Here is a 15,806-nt window from a genome sequence, read left to right as displayed (position 1 = left end):
AATTGCCCCTTCCAGCGCCCGCCACCGGCCCCCACCGCCTACAATATCGGCCCCGCTCCGCTGCCGATTCTGTCCCATGACTGCTGATCTGTTGCCCGTCCGCCGGGCCCTCCTCTCCGTTTCCGACAAGACCGGTCTGGTCGAGCTGGCCACTGCGCTGGCGGCACGCGGCGTGGAGCTGCTGTCCACCGGCGGCACCGCCAAGGCGATCCGCGATGCCGGCCTGGCCGTGAAGGACGTGGCCGACGTCACCGGCTTCCCGGAAATGATGGACGGCCGGGTCAAGACCCTGCACCCGATGGTGCACGGCGGCCTGCTGGGCCGTTCGGGCCTGGATGATGCGGTGATGGCCGAGCACGGCATCGGCGCCATCGACCTGCTGGTGCTGAACCTGTACCCGTTCGAGTCGGTCACCGCCAAGGCCGATTGCACCCTGGCCGACGCGGTCGAGAACATCGACATCGGCGGCCCGGCCATGCTGCGCTCGGCGGCCAAGAACTTCGCCCGCGTGGCGGTGGCTACCGATCCGTCGCAGTACGCCGAGCTGCTGGCCTCGCTGGACGCCAACGACGGCCAGCTGTCAGCCGCCACCCGCTTCGCGTTCTCGGTGGCCGCGTTCAACCGCGTCGCCCAGTACGACGCCGCGATCAGCAACTACCTGTCGGCGGTCACCGCCACCGACGCTGCGGTGCCGGCGCGTACCGAGTACCCGGCACAGATGAACTCCACCTTCGTGAAGGTGATGGACCTGCGCTACGGCGAGAACCCGCACCAGAGCGGCGCGTTCTACCGCGACCTGTATCCGGTGCCGGGCACGCTGGCCACCTTCCAGCAGCTGCAGGGCAAGGAACTGAGCTACAACAACCTGGCCGATGCCGACGCGGCGTGGGAATGCGTGCGCCAGTTCGATGCGCCGGCCTGCGTCATCGTCAAGCACGCCAACCCGTGCGGCGTGGCCGTCGGTGCCGGCAACGGCGATGCCTACGAGCTGGCCTACGCCACCGACCCGACCAGCGCCTTCGGCGGCATCATTGCCTTCAACAAACCGCTGGACGCCGCCACCGCCAAGGTGATTCTGGACCGCCAGTTCGTGGAAGTGCTGATTGCCCCGGACTACGAGCCGGCCGCGCTGGAATACGCGCAGAAGAAGGCCAACGTGCGCGTGCTGCGCATCCCGCACGGCGATGGCCTGAACAACTTCGACAGCAAGCGCGTCGGCTCGGGCCTGCTGCTGCAGTCCTCGGACAACCGCGGCATGACCCGCGACGAACTGAAGGTGGTCAGCAAGCTGGCGCCGACCGACAAGCAGTTCACCGACCTGCTGTTCGCCTGGAAGGTGGCCAAGTTCGTGAAGTCCAACGCGATCGTCTATGCCAAGGACAACCGCACCATCGGTGTCGGCGCCGGCCAGATGAGCCGCGTGTACTCGGCCCGCATCGCCGGCATCAAGGCCGCCGACGCGAACCTGGTGGTCGAGGGCTCGGTGATGGCCTCCGACGCGTTCTTCCCGTTCCGCGACGGCATCGACGCCGCCGCTGCCGCCGGCATCAAGGCGGTCATCCAGCCGGGCGGTTCGATGCGCGATGCCGAAGTGATCGCCGCCGCCGACGAACATGGCCTGGCCATGGTGTTCACCGGCGTGCGCCACTTCCGCCACTGATCCTGGAGCGACACGGATGTCCACAGTTTCAATGAAATCGCTGGCCGCCCTCGCTCTCGCGGGTGCGGCCGTACTGGCGGGCTGCAGGCCTGCCGGCGAGCCCAGCGTGGCGCCGAAGGTGGATGCGCCTGCAGTGGCCCCCGCCTCACCGGCGCAGCATGTCAGCCGCACCGCACGACTGCAGGCGTTCCTGATCCAGCGCTACGGCAGCAACGCCACGCTCTCCGCTGAATGGCGCGGCAGCTGGACTGACGATGGCGACACCCATGCGGTGGACTGGCAGGTCTGCGCGGAACAACCGGTGGTGAGCGGAGACAGCTGGCAGCAGTTGTTGGCCGTGTGCGGTGCGCTGGTCGATGGCGCGCACATCGACCCGGGAACCATCGAGTTCTTCGTGCTGCGCCCGAAGGGCGATGGCTTCGAGGTGACCAGCGAACTGACCGGCGAGCGTTTCGGTAGCGGCGGCCAGCCCGGCACCGCCAGCATCATCCGCGCCGGCAGTGACTTCTATGGTTTCCGCGTCGAGGACGGTTGGTTCGGGCAGGGCTTCTCGCTGCTCTCGCAGTCGCTGATCCTGCCGGGTCCGAACGGCCTGGTGGCCAGTGGCAGCCTGCGCAGCCATATCGACAATGACGCCCAGTACGAGTGCGACACGGTCGACGCCAGTACCGACCCGGACACCGCCAATGACTGCCGCACCCGCCGCTTCAGCATCGATTTCGCCCTGCGTTTCGACGACAGCGACCGCAGCGCGCGGGTCTGGCCATTGCTGATCGACGAAACCGGCACCACCTGCGGTGGCAAGCAGGTCCGGCAGGAACACCGCTTCACCCTGGACCCGAAGACCTGGGCCTATTCCTTCCCCGAATCGCTGCGACGCGAAGGCTGCGAGTGAACCACGCGCGCCGCCGGGGATATCGATCTTCCCTTCCCACGCAATCTGGAATCTCGTGATGAACGTACTTGTCATCGGCTCTGGCGGCCGCGAACACGCCCTGGCATGGAAGCTGGCCCAGTCCTCCCGTGTCACCGAAGTGATCGTGGCTCCCGGCAACGCCGGCACCGCCAGCGAAGACAAGTGCCGCAACGTGGCGGTGAAGGTGACCGATATCGACGGCCTGCTGGCGTTGGCGCAGGCCGAAGGCGTGGCGCTGACCGTGGTCGGCCCGGAAGTGCCGCTGGTGGCCGGTGTGGTCGACCGCTTCCGCGCCGCCGGCCTGCGTATCTTCGGGCCGACCGCCGCTGCCGCGCAGCTGGAAGGCAGCAAGGCCTACGCCAAGGACTTCCTGGCCCGCCACGACATCCCCACCGCGTTCTACGCCGTGCACACCGACGTGGACGCCGCCCTGGCCTACATCCGCGAGAAGGGCGCACCGATCGTGGTCAAGGCCGATGGCCTGGCCGCTGGCAAGGGCGTGATCGTCGCAATGACCCTGGCCGAAGCCGAAGACGCGGTGCGTGACATGCTCTCCGGCAACGCGTTCGGCGATGCCGGTGCACGCGTGGTGATCGAGGAATTCCTCGACGGCGAGGAAGCCAGCTTCATTTCGATGGTGGACGGCATGCATGCGCTGCCGATGGCGACCTCGCAGGACCACAAGCGCGTCGGCGACGGCGACACCGGCCCGAACACCGGCGGCATGGGCGCCTATTCGCCGGCCCCGGTGGTCACGCCGGAGGTGCACGCCCGCGTGATGCGCGAGGTGGTGAACCCGACCGTGCAGGGCATGATCGCCGACGGCATCCCGTTCACCGGCTTCCTCTATGCCGGCCTGATGATCGATGCCAGCGGCGCGCCGAAGGTGATCGAATTCAACGTGCGCTTCGGCGATCCGGAAACCCAGCCGGTGATGCTGCGCCTGCAGTCGGATCTGGTGGAGCTGGTGGAAGCCGCCATCGACGGCCGCCTGGACCAGGTGGAAGCACACTGGGACGCGCGCCCGTCGCTGGGCGTGGTGCTGGCGGCGAAGCCTTACCCGGAAACGCCGATCACCGGTGACGTGATTTCCGGCCTGGGCGATGTGCCGGCCAGTGCCAAGGTGTTCCATGCCGGTACGGCATTGGATGCGCAGGGCCAGGTCGTCAGCGCCGGCGGCCGCGTTCTGTGCGTGGCCGCACTGGGCGACAGCGTGCGCGACGCGCAGGCGAATGCGTATGCAGGCGTGGCCAAGGTGACCTGGGCCAACGAGTTCCACCGCAACGACATCGGCTGGCGCGCGATCGCACGCGAAGAGTGACGGCCGCGCCGCAGCCACGCATGGCGTGGCTCTACTGACACTGGGTAGATCCACGCCATGCGTGGATTGAACGCCTCGGAAAAACAAAGGCCCGGCAGAACCGGGCCTTTGCTTTACAGGACTGCTTCGAGTCCCTTCCGATCAATCAGGTTAAGCAACTTCAGTGACGGTCCGCTGGGCTTCTTTTCGCCCTGCTCCCAGCTGCGTACGGTGGAAACGCTGGTATTGAGAACTCCCGCAAAGACCGGCTGACTGAGCTGCAATGACGTACGCAGGGCACGTATCTGGGCACTGCTGTACTCAGGCACCGGCTCAAGGCAAAGCGCTTCGTAGCTGCTCAATCGACGTTTATCGATGAAACCATGCGCGTGCAGACTCACAGCGGCATCATGCACCGCTTCAAGAAGCGCACTTTTCGCGCGCCGTCGCTCAGGGGTCTTCGTCATGGTCGATCTCCTGTAGATCCCCGTACTCCACGGCACGATTCAACTGCGCCGCACTCATTTTCAGGAACTCCGATGCGTACAACTGCAGCGCATCGCGTTCCGCATTCGTGATCGCAGCACGCTCATTCTTCTCGTAGCCGAAAAGTAAGAACCAATGCCCGCCTCGCTGTGTGGCGACGATGATTCGAACGCTCCCACGCTTTCCTCGCCCCGGCAAGGCAACGCGCTTCTTGAAGATTCCGCCGCCAAGATCAGCATCAACCAGACCCGCTTCCATTTCACGTACCGACCGGTACAGCGCAGCCTCGGACAGGGTGGTCCTGCGCATGCTGCGATTGAAACTTCGTGTGAGGAAGACGCGTGGCATGATCATACCGTGCCACTGCGTGGTACAGCGTGAACATCAGCATCCAGCACATGATCAGGTCGGCGCAACCACCGTCCTGGCGTCAGAATAGAGCCACGTCATGCGTAGCTAAGCCCCACAAACGAAAAAGGCCCGGCACTGCTGCCGAGCCTTTAACAATTGCGACGCCTTTCCGCTTACGCGGTGAACAGCGCCTTCATCTTCTTCAGCGCATTGGCTTCAACCTGGCGGATGCGCTCGGCCGACACGCCGTATTCGTCAGCCAGTTCCTGCAGCGTCACCTTGCTGTCCGCATCCAGCCAGCGGCGGCGGATGATGTCGCGCGAGCGCGCATCCAGCTCGGCCAGGCCTTCGCGCAGCAGCTGCATCTGGTTGTCTTCGCTGTCGGCACGTTCGTAGGCCATCGACGGGTCTTCGTCGTTGGCAACCAGGAACGCGGCCGGCGACGGCGGCGCGTGTTCGTTGTCTTCGTCGGCCGGCGCATCGAAACCGATATCGCGACCGGACAGGCGCGACTCCATTTCCATGACCTCGCGCTCGGACACGTTCAGGTCCTTCGCCACCGCGCTGACCTCAGCCGCGTTCATCCAGCCCAGGCGCGTCTTCGACTTGCGCAGGTTGAAGAACAGCTTGCGCTGCGCCTTGGTGGTGGCGACCTTCACGATGCGCCAGTTCTTCAGGATGAACTCGTGCATCTCGGCACGGATCCAGTGCACGGCAAAGGAGACCAGGCGCACGCCCATGTCGGGGTCGAAGCGCTTGACCGCCTTCATCAGGCCGATGTTGCCTTCCTGGATCAGGTCGCCCAGCGCAAGGCCGTAGCCGTTGTAGCCGCGGGCCACGTGCACCACGAAGCGCAGGTGCGAATGCACCAGCTCGCGGGCGGCGTCCAGATCGTTGCCGTCGCGGAAGCGACGGGCCAGGTCCTGTTCGTCATCGACCGACAGCACCGGGATCTGGTGCACGGCACCGATGTAGGCGTCCAGCGAACCGAGCGCACTGGGAATCGGGAGATTGTTTGCCACAAGGGCAGTAGAGGTGTTCTGGCTCATAGGCACCCATCTTAGCAGTCCGGCATTTGGACTGCTAAAGGAGGAAAAAGTTCCAGCGTCCCATTGATGCAACACTGGTCCCAAGCAGAACCCTACCGTAGCGCGATTTGATGACAGTGGCGAGCACGCTTTTCGGGATTCACAATCCCTTGGAATTCAATCAATTACCTGCCGTAAACCGGCCGATTCCGGTCAAGCGGAGCTGAACGGGCCGTTCTTGAGGCCCATTCAGGCCAAAAGACGTTGCCGGGTGTTCAGCCCCGAAGGCTGAGGGCCGCACCTTTACTACTAAGAAACCCGTTGACAGCCATCCGGCGACATGCTCCGATGCATCAACTAATTCATACGTAGAAGCGCATGGCCCGCCCTGTCTCGCAGAATCCCACCCCCGCCGAGCAGGCCATCCTCGACATCCTCTGGGACAAGGGCGAAGCGTCCGTGCGCGAAGTGGCGGATGTGCTCGGCGAACACAAGCCGGTCGCGTACACCACGGTGCTGACCATGTTCAACGTGCTGGCAAAGAAGGGCTTTGTCAGTCATCGCCAGGAAGGTCGCGCCTACATCTATCACGCCACGCTCAGCCGCGAGCAGGCCCGCCGGCAAGCGCTCGACCATCTGCTGCATCAGTTCTTCGACGGCTCACCGAACGTGTTGGCACAGCACCTGGTGGACGAACGCGAAATCGACCGCAACGAACTGCAGGCACTGCAGCAGCGCATCAGCGATGCCAGGGCCGGGAGGAAGGAATGAACCTCATCGACATGGCGATGGCACTGGGCCTTCGGCAGTTGCTGTTGTCTGCCGTTGTGCTGCTGCCCGCGCTGTGGCTGGCACGGCGGCGGGCCCTCAGTGCCGAACAACGCTCCTGGCTGCTGACCGCCGCGATGGCAGCGGCCCTGCTGTTGCCGCTCAGCGCCTTCCTGCCGGGCTGGTCAACCACCCTACCCGCACCGGCGCCACCCGCCGCCGCGTTCCACCCCCTGCCCGGCGAAGGCGCAACGGCGGGAGAGGCCATCTTCGAAGCTGGACGGCAGCCCGACATCTATTACGTCGAACTACCGAAGACCCTGCCGACAGTGCTTGCAGTGGTGTGGCTGCTGGGCACCCTGTGGCTGGGCATGCGCCTGCTGGACGCGATGCTGCATGCGCGCCGGCTGCGGCGGCTGGCACAACCGGCGTCCGCCGGACTGCGCGCGGTCCTGGCCGACATCGTGCCCGCCCACGTGACGATCGCCACCTGCGCCGTCGACGGGCCGATGGTGGTCGGCCTGTGGCGCCCGCAGATCCTGCTGCCCCGCCCCTTGCTGGCACGGCTGGACAACAACGTGCTGCGCGACATCGTCCGCCACGAGGTTGCACACCTGGATCGACGCGATCTGTGGACAAGCACGCTGCTGCGGGCGGGAACAGCACTGTTCTGGTGGAATCCACTCCTGCACCTTGCCCAGGCACGCCTGGCGCTACTGCGCGAAATGGCCTGTGATGCACGCGCTGCGATGCTGGCACGCGAACCGCTGGACTATGCAGGCTCGCTGCTGGCCGGTATCGAACAGCTGCAGGCCCTGCGCGAAGAGGCGCCGACGCTTGCACTGGGCATGTTCAGTGCACGCAGCCAGCTGGCGCAGCGCATCGACCAACTGCTGGACGCCCCGTCGTACGCCCCTCGGCGCCGCAGTCTGTTGATGCTGGGCCTGCTGCTTCTGCTGGCCTGCGTCGGCACCGCGGTGGCTGTCTCACCACGACTGGCCTCACCAGCGGCCAGCACCTCCGATACGCGCGTCAACACTCTGCTCCAGGCCGCCAGCACGCATGACGTCGCGCAGGTCCACGCGTTGGCGGTGGCGGGCGTCGATCTCGATGCGCGCGTGCTCGGCGATGGCACGGCGCTGATCCAGGCCATCCGCGCACGCGATCCGGTGATGGTCGACGCCCTGCTGCAGCTGGGAGCCGACCCTGATCGCGCTGCGCTGGGCGAAGGCAATCCGTTGATCGTCGCCTCCGCGCTGGGCCTGCAACCCATCGTCGAGCAGCTGGTGCAGGCCGGTGCAGACGTCAACCGGGTCGTGACCTATGACGAGACGCCGCTGATCAATGCCTCGCGCGAAGGGCACCTGGTCACCGTGCAGTACCTGCTCGCGCACGGCGCCGATATCAACCTGGGGGTGGAAGCCGACGGCTGGCTGGGCCGCTGGCGGACACCGTTGAACCAGGCCGGCACCGCGGCCGTACGCGATTACCTGCTGACGCAGGGCGCCCGCCGCGAACGACGCTGACTCCGCCGCCGCATCGCCTTCTGCGCTGCGGCGGCAACCTGCTCCACCCGCAACGATCGGACGCGGCAGGCGTGCGTGGCAACGCCTGCGCCGATCCCAACCCTCTTCCACTCCCGCAAGGATGTCGATGATGAACCGCCTGTTGCTGTGTTCGCTGCTGGTCTGCCTGACCCCGTTCCACGTGATGGCCACTGACGCCAGCGCTGAAGACGCTGCGCGCTTTGCCCAGGCAATGGCCCATGGCCTGCGCCCCAGCAACGCGCAGCTGGGCGCGGCGCTGCCGCAGTGGTCGATCGAGGAACGCCTTGCCCATTACAAGGTGCCGGGTGCCGCCGTTGCGGTGATCCGCGATGGCAAGGTGGTGTACGCCGCCGGATACGGCCTGCGCCAGGCGGGCACGCACGACGCGGTGGATGCCGATACCGTGTTCTCGGTGGGCTCGGTCAGCAAGATGGGCGCTGCGGCGACCACCCTGAAGCTGGTTGCTGCCGGCAAGGTCTCGCTGGAGGAGAACATCGATCCACGCCTGCGCCGCTGGCATGTGCCTGCCGATGCGCAGGGACTGCACCCGCCGATCAACCTGCGCATGCTGCTCTCGCACACCGCCGGCTTCAATGTGCATGGCTTCCAGGACTACCAGCCCGCCGAACGCTTGCCGACCTTGCTGCAGACACTGGATGGACTGGCGCCCGCAAAGAATGAACCGATACGCCTGATCCACGCGCCCGGCCAGCAGGTCGACTATTCCGGTGGCGGCTACACGGTGGTGCAGCTGGCGATCGAAGACCTGACGGGCAGAGCATTCGCCGACGTCGCACGTCGCGAGGTGTTCGCGCCACTGGGCATGTCCCGCAGCACGTACCAGAGCCCCTTGCCTGCCGGCTACGGCAACGTTGCCCATGCGCACGACAACAAAGGCCTGCCGGAGGCCCTGCCACGCGGCTGGCAGAGCTTTCCGGAACAGGCGGCGTCCGGGCTGTGGACCAGCGCCAACGACATGGGCCTGTTCGTCGCGGCCCTGCTGCGCAGCATCCGCACCAAGGATGGATGGCTGCCGCAGTCATTGGCCCTGCAGATGGTCAGCGAAGTGGCGCCGGCCGGTCGTGGCCTGGGACCGGAGCTCGCCGGCAACGGCGCCAGTCGCCGCTTCTTCCACAATGGCAGCAATGACAGCTATCACGCCGGCATCGAAGGCTACCCGGAGAGCGGCGATGGATTCGTCATCCTGACCAATGGCGACAACGGCCCCGCACTGCGCGGGGAAATCCGCAATGCCCTTTCCGACGCACTCGGCCACAATGCCAAACCAGTCATCCGCACGCTTGACCCAGCGCTTCTGCGCGACAGCTACCCAGATTTCAGCGGCCACTTCGTACTCGATGGCGCGCTGCCGATGGACGTCCGCGGCGGTCTCGCTGACTGGTTCGAAGCCACGACGTTGGACGTACAGGCAGGCCAAGCGGGACTGGAACTGCGCCTTCCAGGACGGGGCAAGGCCGTCATGCTCCAGGCACTGACCCCTGTTCGCTTCCTCGCCGGCAGCGTAGGTGCGGAGCTGCTGTTCCACCGTGGTGGCGACGGCACGGTCCAAGCCCTCAGCGTGATCGCCGAAGGCGCGCGTGCCTACTATCGGCGCGCGGATATCGCGCCAGCAGCGGGCCATTGATCCATCGCTGGCGGCGCCGGGCTACTGCCCGGCCCGCTCAGAGCGCCGAGCGTGGCGGCAGCGACCAGTCGATCGGGGCCTGGCCGCGGCGCTGCAGGTACTCGTTGGCCATCGAGAAATGCTGGCAGCCCAGGAAGCCTCGGTGGGCCGACAGCGGCGACGGGTGCGGCGACTTCAGCACACGGTGGCGGCGGGTGTCGATGACCTTGCCCTTCTTCTGCGCGTACGCGCCCCAGAGCATGAACACCAGGCCGTCGCGTTCGCGGTTGAGCACATCCACAACGTGGTCGGTGAAACCTTCCCAGCCACGCCCCTGGTGGGCACCGGCCTGGCCCTCTTCCACCGTCAGCACGGCATTGAGCAGCAGCACACCGCGCTGCGCCCACGGGATCAGGCAGCCATGGTCCGGACGCGGGATACCGAGATCGCTCTCGATCTCCTTGTAGATGTTCAGCAGCGACGGCGGCACCGGCACTCCGGGCGCCACCGAGAAGCTCAGCCCATGCGCCTGACCACGGCCGTGGTACGGGTCCTGGCCGAGGATCACCACCTTCACCTGCTCGAACGGCGTGGCATCGAAGGCAGCGAAGATCTGCGGGCCGGGCGGGAACACCGCCGCACCGCTGGCCTTGCGCTGGCGCAGGAAGCTGGACAGCTCGCGCATCTGCGGCTGCATCAGGTAATCGCCGACATGCTGCTTCCAGCTCGGCTCGAGCTGGATCGTCGGGGTGCCGGCTACTTCATCAATCATCACGCCACTTCATCGAATCAGGGGTCCATCGTTCAACCGGGCCAGGCGCAGCTGGAACAGCACCTTGGTGACCAGCAGGCGCTCTTCGATCGGCTTGAGCACCAGGTCGTTGGCACCGGACTGCAGCAGCCCGGTCTGGTTGTGCGGGTTGCCATCGCCGGTCATCACCAGCACCGGCAGGCGACGCTTGCCGTAGCCGAAGTCCACGCGCACGCGCTGCACCACGTCGCGACCGCTCAGTTCGCCCTTCAGGGTGACGTCGGTCAGCACCAGGTCGATGCGGTGGCGACTGCGGCCCAGCGACTCGGCAGTGAGCAGGGTGAACGCCTCTTCGGCGCTGACCACGTGCAGCACGTTCAACTGCTGGCGTTCCAGCATGCGCTTGGTAGCCTCGGCGACCACGCGGCTGTCCTCGATATAGAGGATGGTGGCGCCGGGAATGGTCTGCGGCTGCACGTAGCCGCGGATGAAGGTCGCCAGTGCCTCGTGGCCCAGCGCCTTGTCGAAATAGTCGGTGACGTACTCGGTGAAGCGGCGCTGCTCCAGATGCTGCTGGGCATCGCCGGAGACCACGATCACCGGCACATAGGCCTGGCCTGCGGCTTCGCGGACCATCCGCGCCAGTGCCAGACCGTCGCCATCACGCAGGGTCAGCGAGGTGGTCACCAGATCCACCGGGCCCTGCGCCAGCGCCAGCTGCGCATCCTCGATGCTGTCGCAGCCGATCACTTCCACGCCCGGCAGGTCGCGCTGCAGGACGTCGGCGATCAGCTTGCGGACCAGCTTTGACCCATCGACCACCATCACCCGCGTCGCGGGCCCTTCAAGGTGCTTCAGCGCTTGCGGTTGCATGCCGGTCTCAGGTGTCGGTCGGGCGGGTCTGGCGAAGGAAGTGGCCGGTCACCAGCCACGCGCCCAGCCAGCCCAGCAGCAGTGTGCCGAGCAGGACCAGGCTGCCATGCAGCAGGTCCAGGCCGTGCAGCACGAACGGGCTGCCGTAGCTGCGCGAGAGTTCGGCCAGCGGCACGCGCAAGGCAGCGCCGGCCGCAGCAATCAGGGCCAGCGCCACTGCGCCGGCACCCAGGCCATACCACGCGCCCAGGTACAGGAACGGGCGGCGGATGAAGCCATCACTGGCGCCGAGCAGCTGCAGCACGCCGATCTCTTCGCGGCGGGCCTGGATGTCCAGGCGCACGGTGTTGCCGACCACCAGTGCGGCGCCCACGCCGAGCAGCACCGACAGCACCTGCACCAGCCGCGCACCGAACGCGAGCCAGGCATCCAGGCGCTGGCGCCACAGCGCATCGTGCTGCACCAGGTCGGTCTCAGGCAGGCTTTCCAGCGCGCGCGCCAGGCGCGCGTCGTCCTTGCCCTGGCCGGGGGTGATCACCAGCAGCGAGGGCAGTGGATTGTCGTTGAGTGCATCGATCGCCTCGCCGAGGCCGGCATCGCGCAGTTCCTGCAGGCCCTGCTCGGGCGTGCGCACGTTCACTTCGGCCACGTCATCGCGATCGCGCAGCTGGCCGGACAGGCGCAGCGCGCCGGGACCATCGACGTTGCCCTTCAGGAACACGTTGATGTCGCGCGACTGCTGCACGCTGCCGGCGAACTGCTTGAGGTTGTCCAGCGCGATCGACAGGCCCAGCGGCAGGGCCAGCGCCAGCGCCATGACCATCACCGTCAGCAGGGTCGCCCACGGCTTGCGGCAGGCGCGGCCGAGGCTGAACACCACGCTGTGCACGTGGTGCTGGAACCAGACGCCCACACGCGACGGGGCGGCGGCTTCGCTGTTTTCGTTCTTCGCCATCGATTACTCCGCCAGGTCCTGCGGCGAGATGTCATCCACCAGCCGGCCGTGGTCAAGGATCAGCACGCGCTTGCGCATGCGGCGCAACAGCGGCAGGTCGTGACTGACCACCAGCACGCTGGTGCCGCGCGCGGGCAGCTCGGCGAACAGGGCCATGATCTCCGCCGCCAGGGTCGGGTCGAGGTTGCCGGTCGGCTCATCGGCCACCAGCAGCTTGGGCTCACCGACAATGGCGCGGGCGATGCCGACGCGCTGCTGCTCACCGGCCGACAGCTGCGAGGGCAGCGCCTTCTCGCGATGGCCCAGGCCCATCCGCTCCAGCACCGAGCGCACACGCTTGTTGATGTCGCTACGGCGGGTGCCGCGCAGGATCAGCGGCAGCGCCACGTTCTCGGCAATAGAGCGGTCCATCAGCAGGCGGTGGTCCTGGTAGACCGCGCCGACCGCGCGTCGATGGCGGGGCACGTCGCCGCCGCGCACCTTCAGCAGGTTGCGCTCGTCGAACACCACCGCGCCGCGGCTGGGCCGCTCGTCCAGGTGGATCAACTTGAGCAGGGTGCTCTTGCCCGCACCGGAATGGCCGGTGACGAACAGCATCTCGCCCGGCGCGACCTCGAAGCTGACATCGGTCAGCGCCTCGTGGCCACCGGCGTACTGTTTGCTGACATTGTCGAAGCGCAGGACACTCATGCCCCGATTATGCAGGACCGGCGCGACGTCGTGGAGACGGTCATACGATCGGTCGTGCCGGCCGCTGGTCGGCGGCTGTGTGGGTTGCCGGCCAGGTTGGGTGCCGACCGTTGGTCGGCACACCCTTAAAGCCACCCGACCAACGGTCGGGTGCTATCCGCTGATCGGCAGCGCCGATCAGCTGCCCGACAGCATCCGGCGGATCTTGCGGCCGATGCGGGTCAGGAACGAATCGCCGGTATCAGCAGCCGTGCGCACCGGCTTGGCCACCACCTGCACCGGGGTGACCGGGCTGGCGCCATTGCCGGCGGCGTTCTGCACACCCTCGGCACCTTCGACCGGACGGCCGTGGCGACGACGACGGCGCTTGCGCGGCTTGTGCTCACCGTCCACCGCACCTTCCGGTGCGCCTTCAGCACGCGGCGGGCGCGGCGGACGCGGGGCCTGCGCGGCAGCGCCTTCGGCACCGGCGGCCGGGGCGGCAGCGCCCTGCTCGCCTTCCACGCGCGGCTTGCGCGGGCCACGCGAACGGCGCTCGCCGCTGCGCTCACCGTCGCGGCCACCGCGGCCACCACCACTGCCGGAACGGCCGCCACTACGGCCACCGCCACGGCGCTCTTCCTCGGCAGCGCGGGCTTCGCGCGCTTCGCGGAAGATCTGGCCGACGCTTTCGTTGTCCTCGCCTTCCTCGCCTGCAGCCGGGGCCGGGCGTTCCGGGCGCGGCAGCGGGGTCAGCAGTTCCTTGGTGACCGGCTCGGACGGAATCTTCTGCTCGATGTAGGCCTCGATGTCCGGCAGGCCCATCGCATAGCGTTCGCAGGCGAAGCTGATCGCATCACCCTCTTCGCCCAGGCGCGCGGTACGGCCGATGCGGTGCACGTAGTCTTCGGCGTCGAACGGCAGGTCGTAGTTGTAGACGTACTTGATGCCATCGATGTGCAGGCCGCGCGCGGCCACGTCGGTGGCCACCAGGATTTCCAGCTGGCCCTTCTGGAAGCGGTTGAGCAGGCTCTCACGCTTCTTCTGCGGCACGTCGCCGGACAGCACGCCAACACGGTAACCGGCCTTTTCCAGCGAACGGGCGACGCGTTCGACGAACACCTTGGTGTTGACGAAGACCATGGTGCGCGCGCCTTCGCTGCGCGACAGCAGGCCCAGCAGCAGCGGGATCTTCTCGTCGTCGGCCGGGAAGTAGATGCGCTGGCGCACGCGCGCGGCGGTGATGGTCTCGGCTTCAACCACCAGCTTCTGCGGTTCGTTCATGTGCTCGTAGGCCAGCTCCAGCACGCGGTGGCTGAGGGTGGCACTGAACAGCAGGGTCTGGCGGGTGGTGCGCTCGGGCATGCGGCGCAGCAGGAAGCGGATGTCCTTGATGAAGCCCAGGTCGAACATGCGGTCGGCTTCGTCCAGCACGCAGATCTCGCAGGCGTGCAGCGAGACCACCTTGTGCTGCTTCACGTAGTCGATCAGGCGGCCCGGGGTGGCGATGATCACGTCCACGCCCTGCTGCAGCAGTTCGCGCTGCTTGTCGTAATCCACGCCGCCGTAGACCAGGGCAAAACGCAGGCCCAGGTCGGAACCGAACTTCACTGCATCCTTGTGGATCTGGATGGCCAGTTCGCGGGTCGGGGCGAGGATCAGCGCGCGCGGATCCTCCGGCTTGCGGTCGGCCAGGGCCGGACGCGTCAGCAGGCGGTTCACGACAGCGACCAGGAAGGCCAGGGTCTTGCCGGTGCCGGTCTGGGCCTGGCCGGCAACATCACCACCGGGCAGCGCGACCGGCAGGGTCAGCGCCTGGATCGGGGTGCAGCGGGTGAATCCGGCTCCTTCAAGGCCGGCCTGCAGGGCCGGATGCAGCTCGAAGGAGGAGAAGGTCAAATCGGTCAGCGGTTTGTCGCTCATGAGTCCGTCTTGGTATGGCCGCCGGCCCGTGGGGCGGCTGGCACTTCATCGTCTAGGGGCACCGTCGCAAACTGCGGCCCCTGCGGCGGGTTGGCAGGCTGGGACCACCCGGTCCGCGCGCCGCACAATGCCCCAGTTTAACGCACTCGGGCCGGCAAACCGGAATGAGCTGTCTCATAAAGTCAAGAGACGGCACCCTTCACCCAGCCACACCGGACTTGAACGGCCCTGCCAGGGCCGCTGGTGTCGCCCGCTGCCAGCCCCATGTACAGGAAGACAGTGAAATCCGACACATACCAGGCATCGAAGCGATCACGATACGCTGGGTTCCAGCCGGCGCCTGTCCCCGCCCTGCGATAGGGGTACACTGCCGGCCGTGAGCGTCCAGGCATCCCGCCGAACGCACCGCGGCAGTGCGCCGCGAGGCAACGACGAGGGTCGCGCCACCGGGCATGGCCCAGTTCACCCACCTCCGGCATGGCCGGGTGCAATCCAAGACGAGAAACCAAGATGAGCGACAAGGTTGTACATGTCGGCGACGCCGACTTTGATAGCGCAGTGCTGAATTCCAAGGAACCGGTGCTGGTCGATTTCTGGGCCGAGTGGTGTGGCCCGTGCAAGATGATCGCCCCGGCGCTGGACGAACTGGCCGATGCCTACCAGGGCCGCGCCAAGATCGCCAAGGTCAACGTCGACCACAACCGTGCGCTGGCCGCCAAGTACCACGTGCGTTCGATTCCGTACCTGGTCGTTTTCAAGGACGGCGAGAAGGTCGGCGAGCAGATCGGTGCGGTGGGCAAGGCCCAGCTGGCCGGCCTGCTGGACAAGGCCCTGGCCTGATCCTGCTGTTCTCCGGCAGCCGCCGACCGCGGCTGCCGGCGGGCGCCCCGCGCCCATGATGAATGCTGTTCCCGGCGACCCTTGCGTGGCGCCGCAGGCCGATGATAGTGTCGGC

At 66.8% G+C, this 15,806-nt stretch carries 15 protein-coding genes; 7 read left to right on the top strand and 8 right to left on the bottom strand.

All coding sequences use genetic code 11. The annotated features are described in order from the left end of the window. The first annotated feature begins 76 nt into the window (after nt 1-76). Genes purH through purD form a run of 3 tightly spaced genes read left to right on the top strand, consistent with a single transcriptional unit; the run spans nt 77 to nt 3,897 of the window. Nucleotides 77-1,660 (top strand): bifunctional phosphoribosylaminoimidazolecarboxamide formyltransferase/IMP cyclohydrolase, encoded by a 1,584-nt coding sequence (gene purH, locus R1L06_RS10160; RefSeq protein WP_317217625.1) that lies wholly within the window; start codon nt 77-79, stop codon nt 1,658-1,660. 16 nt (nt 1,661-1,676) lie between these two features. Next, on the top strand, nt 1,677-2,555 hold the full coding sequence (locus R1L06_RS10155) for a hypothetical protein (protein WP_317217624.1): 879 nt from the start codon (nt 1,677-1,679) through the stop codon (nt 2,553-2,555). Between the two features lie 58 nt (nt 2,556-2,613). Next, nucleotides 2,614-3,897 (top strand): phosphoribosylamine--glycine ligase, encoded by a 1,284-nt coding sequence (gene purD, locus R1L06_RS10150; RefSeq protein WP_317217623.1) that lies wholly within the window; start codon nt 2,614-2,616, stop codon nt 3,895-3,897. Nucleotides 3,898-4,010: 113 nt separating this feature from the next. Here the strand turns inward: purD and R1L06_RS10145 are convergent, their stop codons facing one another. From R1L06_RS10145 to rpoH, 3 genes are all read right to left on the bottom strand, one after another. Continuing rightward, on the bottom strand, nt 4,011-4,343 hold the full coding sequence (locus R1L06_RS10145; RefSeq protein WP_019338970.1) for a helix-turn-helix domain-containing protein: 333 nt from the start codon (nt 4,341-4,343) through the stop codon (nt 4,011-4,013). Further along, nucleotides 4,327-4,710: a type II toxin-antitoxin system RelE/ParE family toxin gene (locus R1L06_RS10140; protein WP_317217622.1), complete on the bottom strand. Its 384-nt coding sequence runs from the start codon at nt 4,708-4,710 to the stop codon at nt 4,327-4,329. The genes R1L06_RS10145 and R1L06_RS10140 overlap by 17 nt, the downstream gene beginning before the upstream one ends. Before the next feature lie 176 nt (nt 4,711-4,886). Continuing rightward, nucleotides 4,887-5,762, bottom strand: a complete 876-nt coding sequence (gene rpoH, locus R1L06_RS10135) for an RNA polymerase sigma factor RpoH (RefSeq protein WP_049424102.1) — start codon at nt 5,760-5,762, stop codon at nt 4,887-4,889. 357 nt (nt 5,763-6,119) lie between these two features. Between rpoH and R1L06_RS10130 the strand changes: the two genes are divergently transcribed. The 3 genes from R1L06_RS10130 (at nt 6,120) to R1L06_RS10120 (ending at nt 9,701) form a co-directional block, all read left to right on the top strand. Further along, entirely contained in the window at nt 6,120-6,512 is a 393-nt protein-coding gene (locus R1L06_RS10130; protein WP_106469312.1) for a BlaI/MecI/CopY family transcriptional regulator, read from the top strand. Next, complete coding sequence (locus R1L06_RS10125; RefSeq protein ID WP_317217621.1) at nt 6,509-8,035, top strand: M56 family metallopeptidase; 1,527 nt, start codon at nt 6,509-6,511, stop codon at nt 8,033-8,035. Before R1L06_RS10130 ends, R1L06_RS10125 begins: the two co-directional genes overlap by 4 nt. A gap of 130 nt (nt 8,036-8,165) precedes the next feature. Continuing rightward, nucleotides 8,166-9,701, top strand: coding sequence for a serine hydrolase domain-containing protein (locus R1L06_RS10120; RefSeq protein ID WP_317217620.1), 1,536 nt, complete (start codon nt 8,166-8,168; stop codon nt 9,699-9,701). Between the two features lie 37 nt (nt 9,702-9,738). Here the strand turns inward: R1L06_RS10120 and ung are convergent, their stop codons facing one another. The 5 genes from ung to rhlB form a co-directional block, all read right to left on the bottom strand. Beyond that, nucleotides 9,739-10,452, bottom strand: a complete 714-nt coding sequence (gene ung / locus R1L06_RS10115) for a uracil-DNA glycosylase (protein WP_049400766.1) — start codon at nt 10,450-10,452, stop codon at nt 9,739-9,741. Between the two features lie 9 nt (nt 10,453-10,461). Then, nucleotides 10,462-11,304: a response regulator gene (locus tag R1L06_RS10110; protein ID WP_032129540.1), complete on the bottom strand. Its 843-nt coding sequence runs from the start codon at nt 11,302-11,304 to the stop codon at nt 10,462-10,464. A 7-nt stretch (nt 11,305-11,311) separates the two neighbouring features. After that, nucleotides 11,312-12,259 (bottom strand): permease-like cell division protein FtsX, encoded by a 948-nt coding sequence (ftsX, locus tag R1L06_RS10105; RefSeq protein WP_317217619.1) that lies wholly within the window; start codon nt 12,257-12,259, stop codon nt 11,312-11,314. Nucleotides 12,260-12,262: 3 nt separating this feature from the next. Further along, nucleotides 12,263-12,949, bottom strand: coding sequence for a cell division ATP-binding protein FtsE (gene ftsE / locus R1L06_RS10100; protein ID WP_032129538.1), 687 nt, complete (start codon nt 12,947-12,949; stop codon nt 12,263-12,265). 177 nt (nt 12,950-13,126) lie between these two features. After that, nucleotides 13,127-14,851, bottom strand: a complete 1,725-nt coding sequence (gene rhlB / locus R1L06_RS10095; RefSeq protein WP_032129537.1) for an ATP-dependent RNA helicase RhlB — start codon at nt 14,849-14,851, stop codon at nt 13,127-13,129. Between the two features lie 510 nt (nt 14,852-15,361). Between rhlB and trxA the strand changes: the two genes are divergently transcribed. After that, nucleotides 15,362-15,691, top strand: a complete 330-nt coding sequence (trxA, locus tag R1L06_RS10090; RefSeq protein WP_005411275.1) for a thioredoxin — start codon at nt 15,362-15,364, stop codon at nt 15,689-15,691. Nucleotides 15,692-15,806 lie beyond the last annotated feature (115 nt).

Origin of the sequence: Stenotrophomonas mexicanensis (assembly GCF_032911605.1) — a bacterium.
Classification (GTDB): Bacteria; Pseudomonadota; Gammaproteobacteria; order Xanthomonadales; family Xanthomonadaceae; genus Stenotrophomonas; species Stenotrophomonas maltophilia_A.
This window is presented reverse-complemented; position numbering and strand designations above follow the sequence as displayed.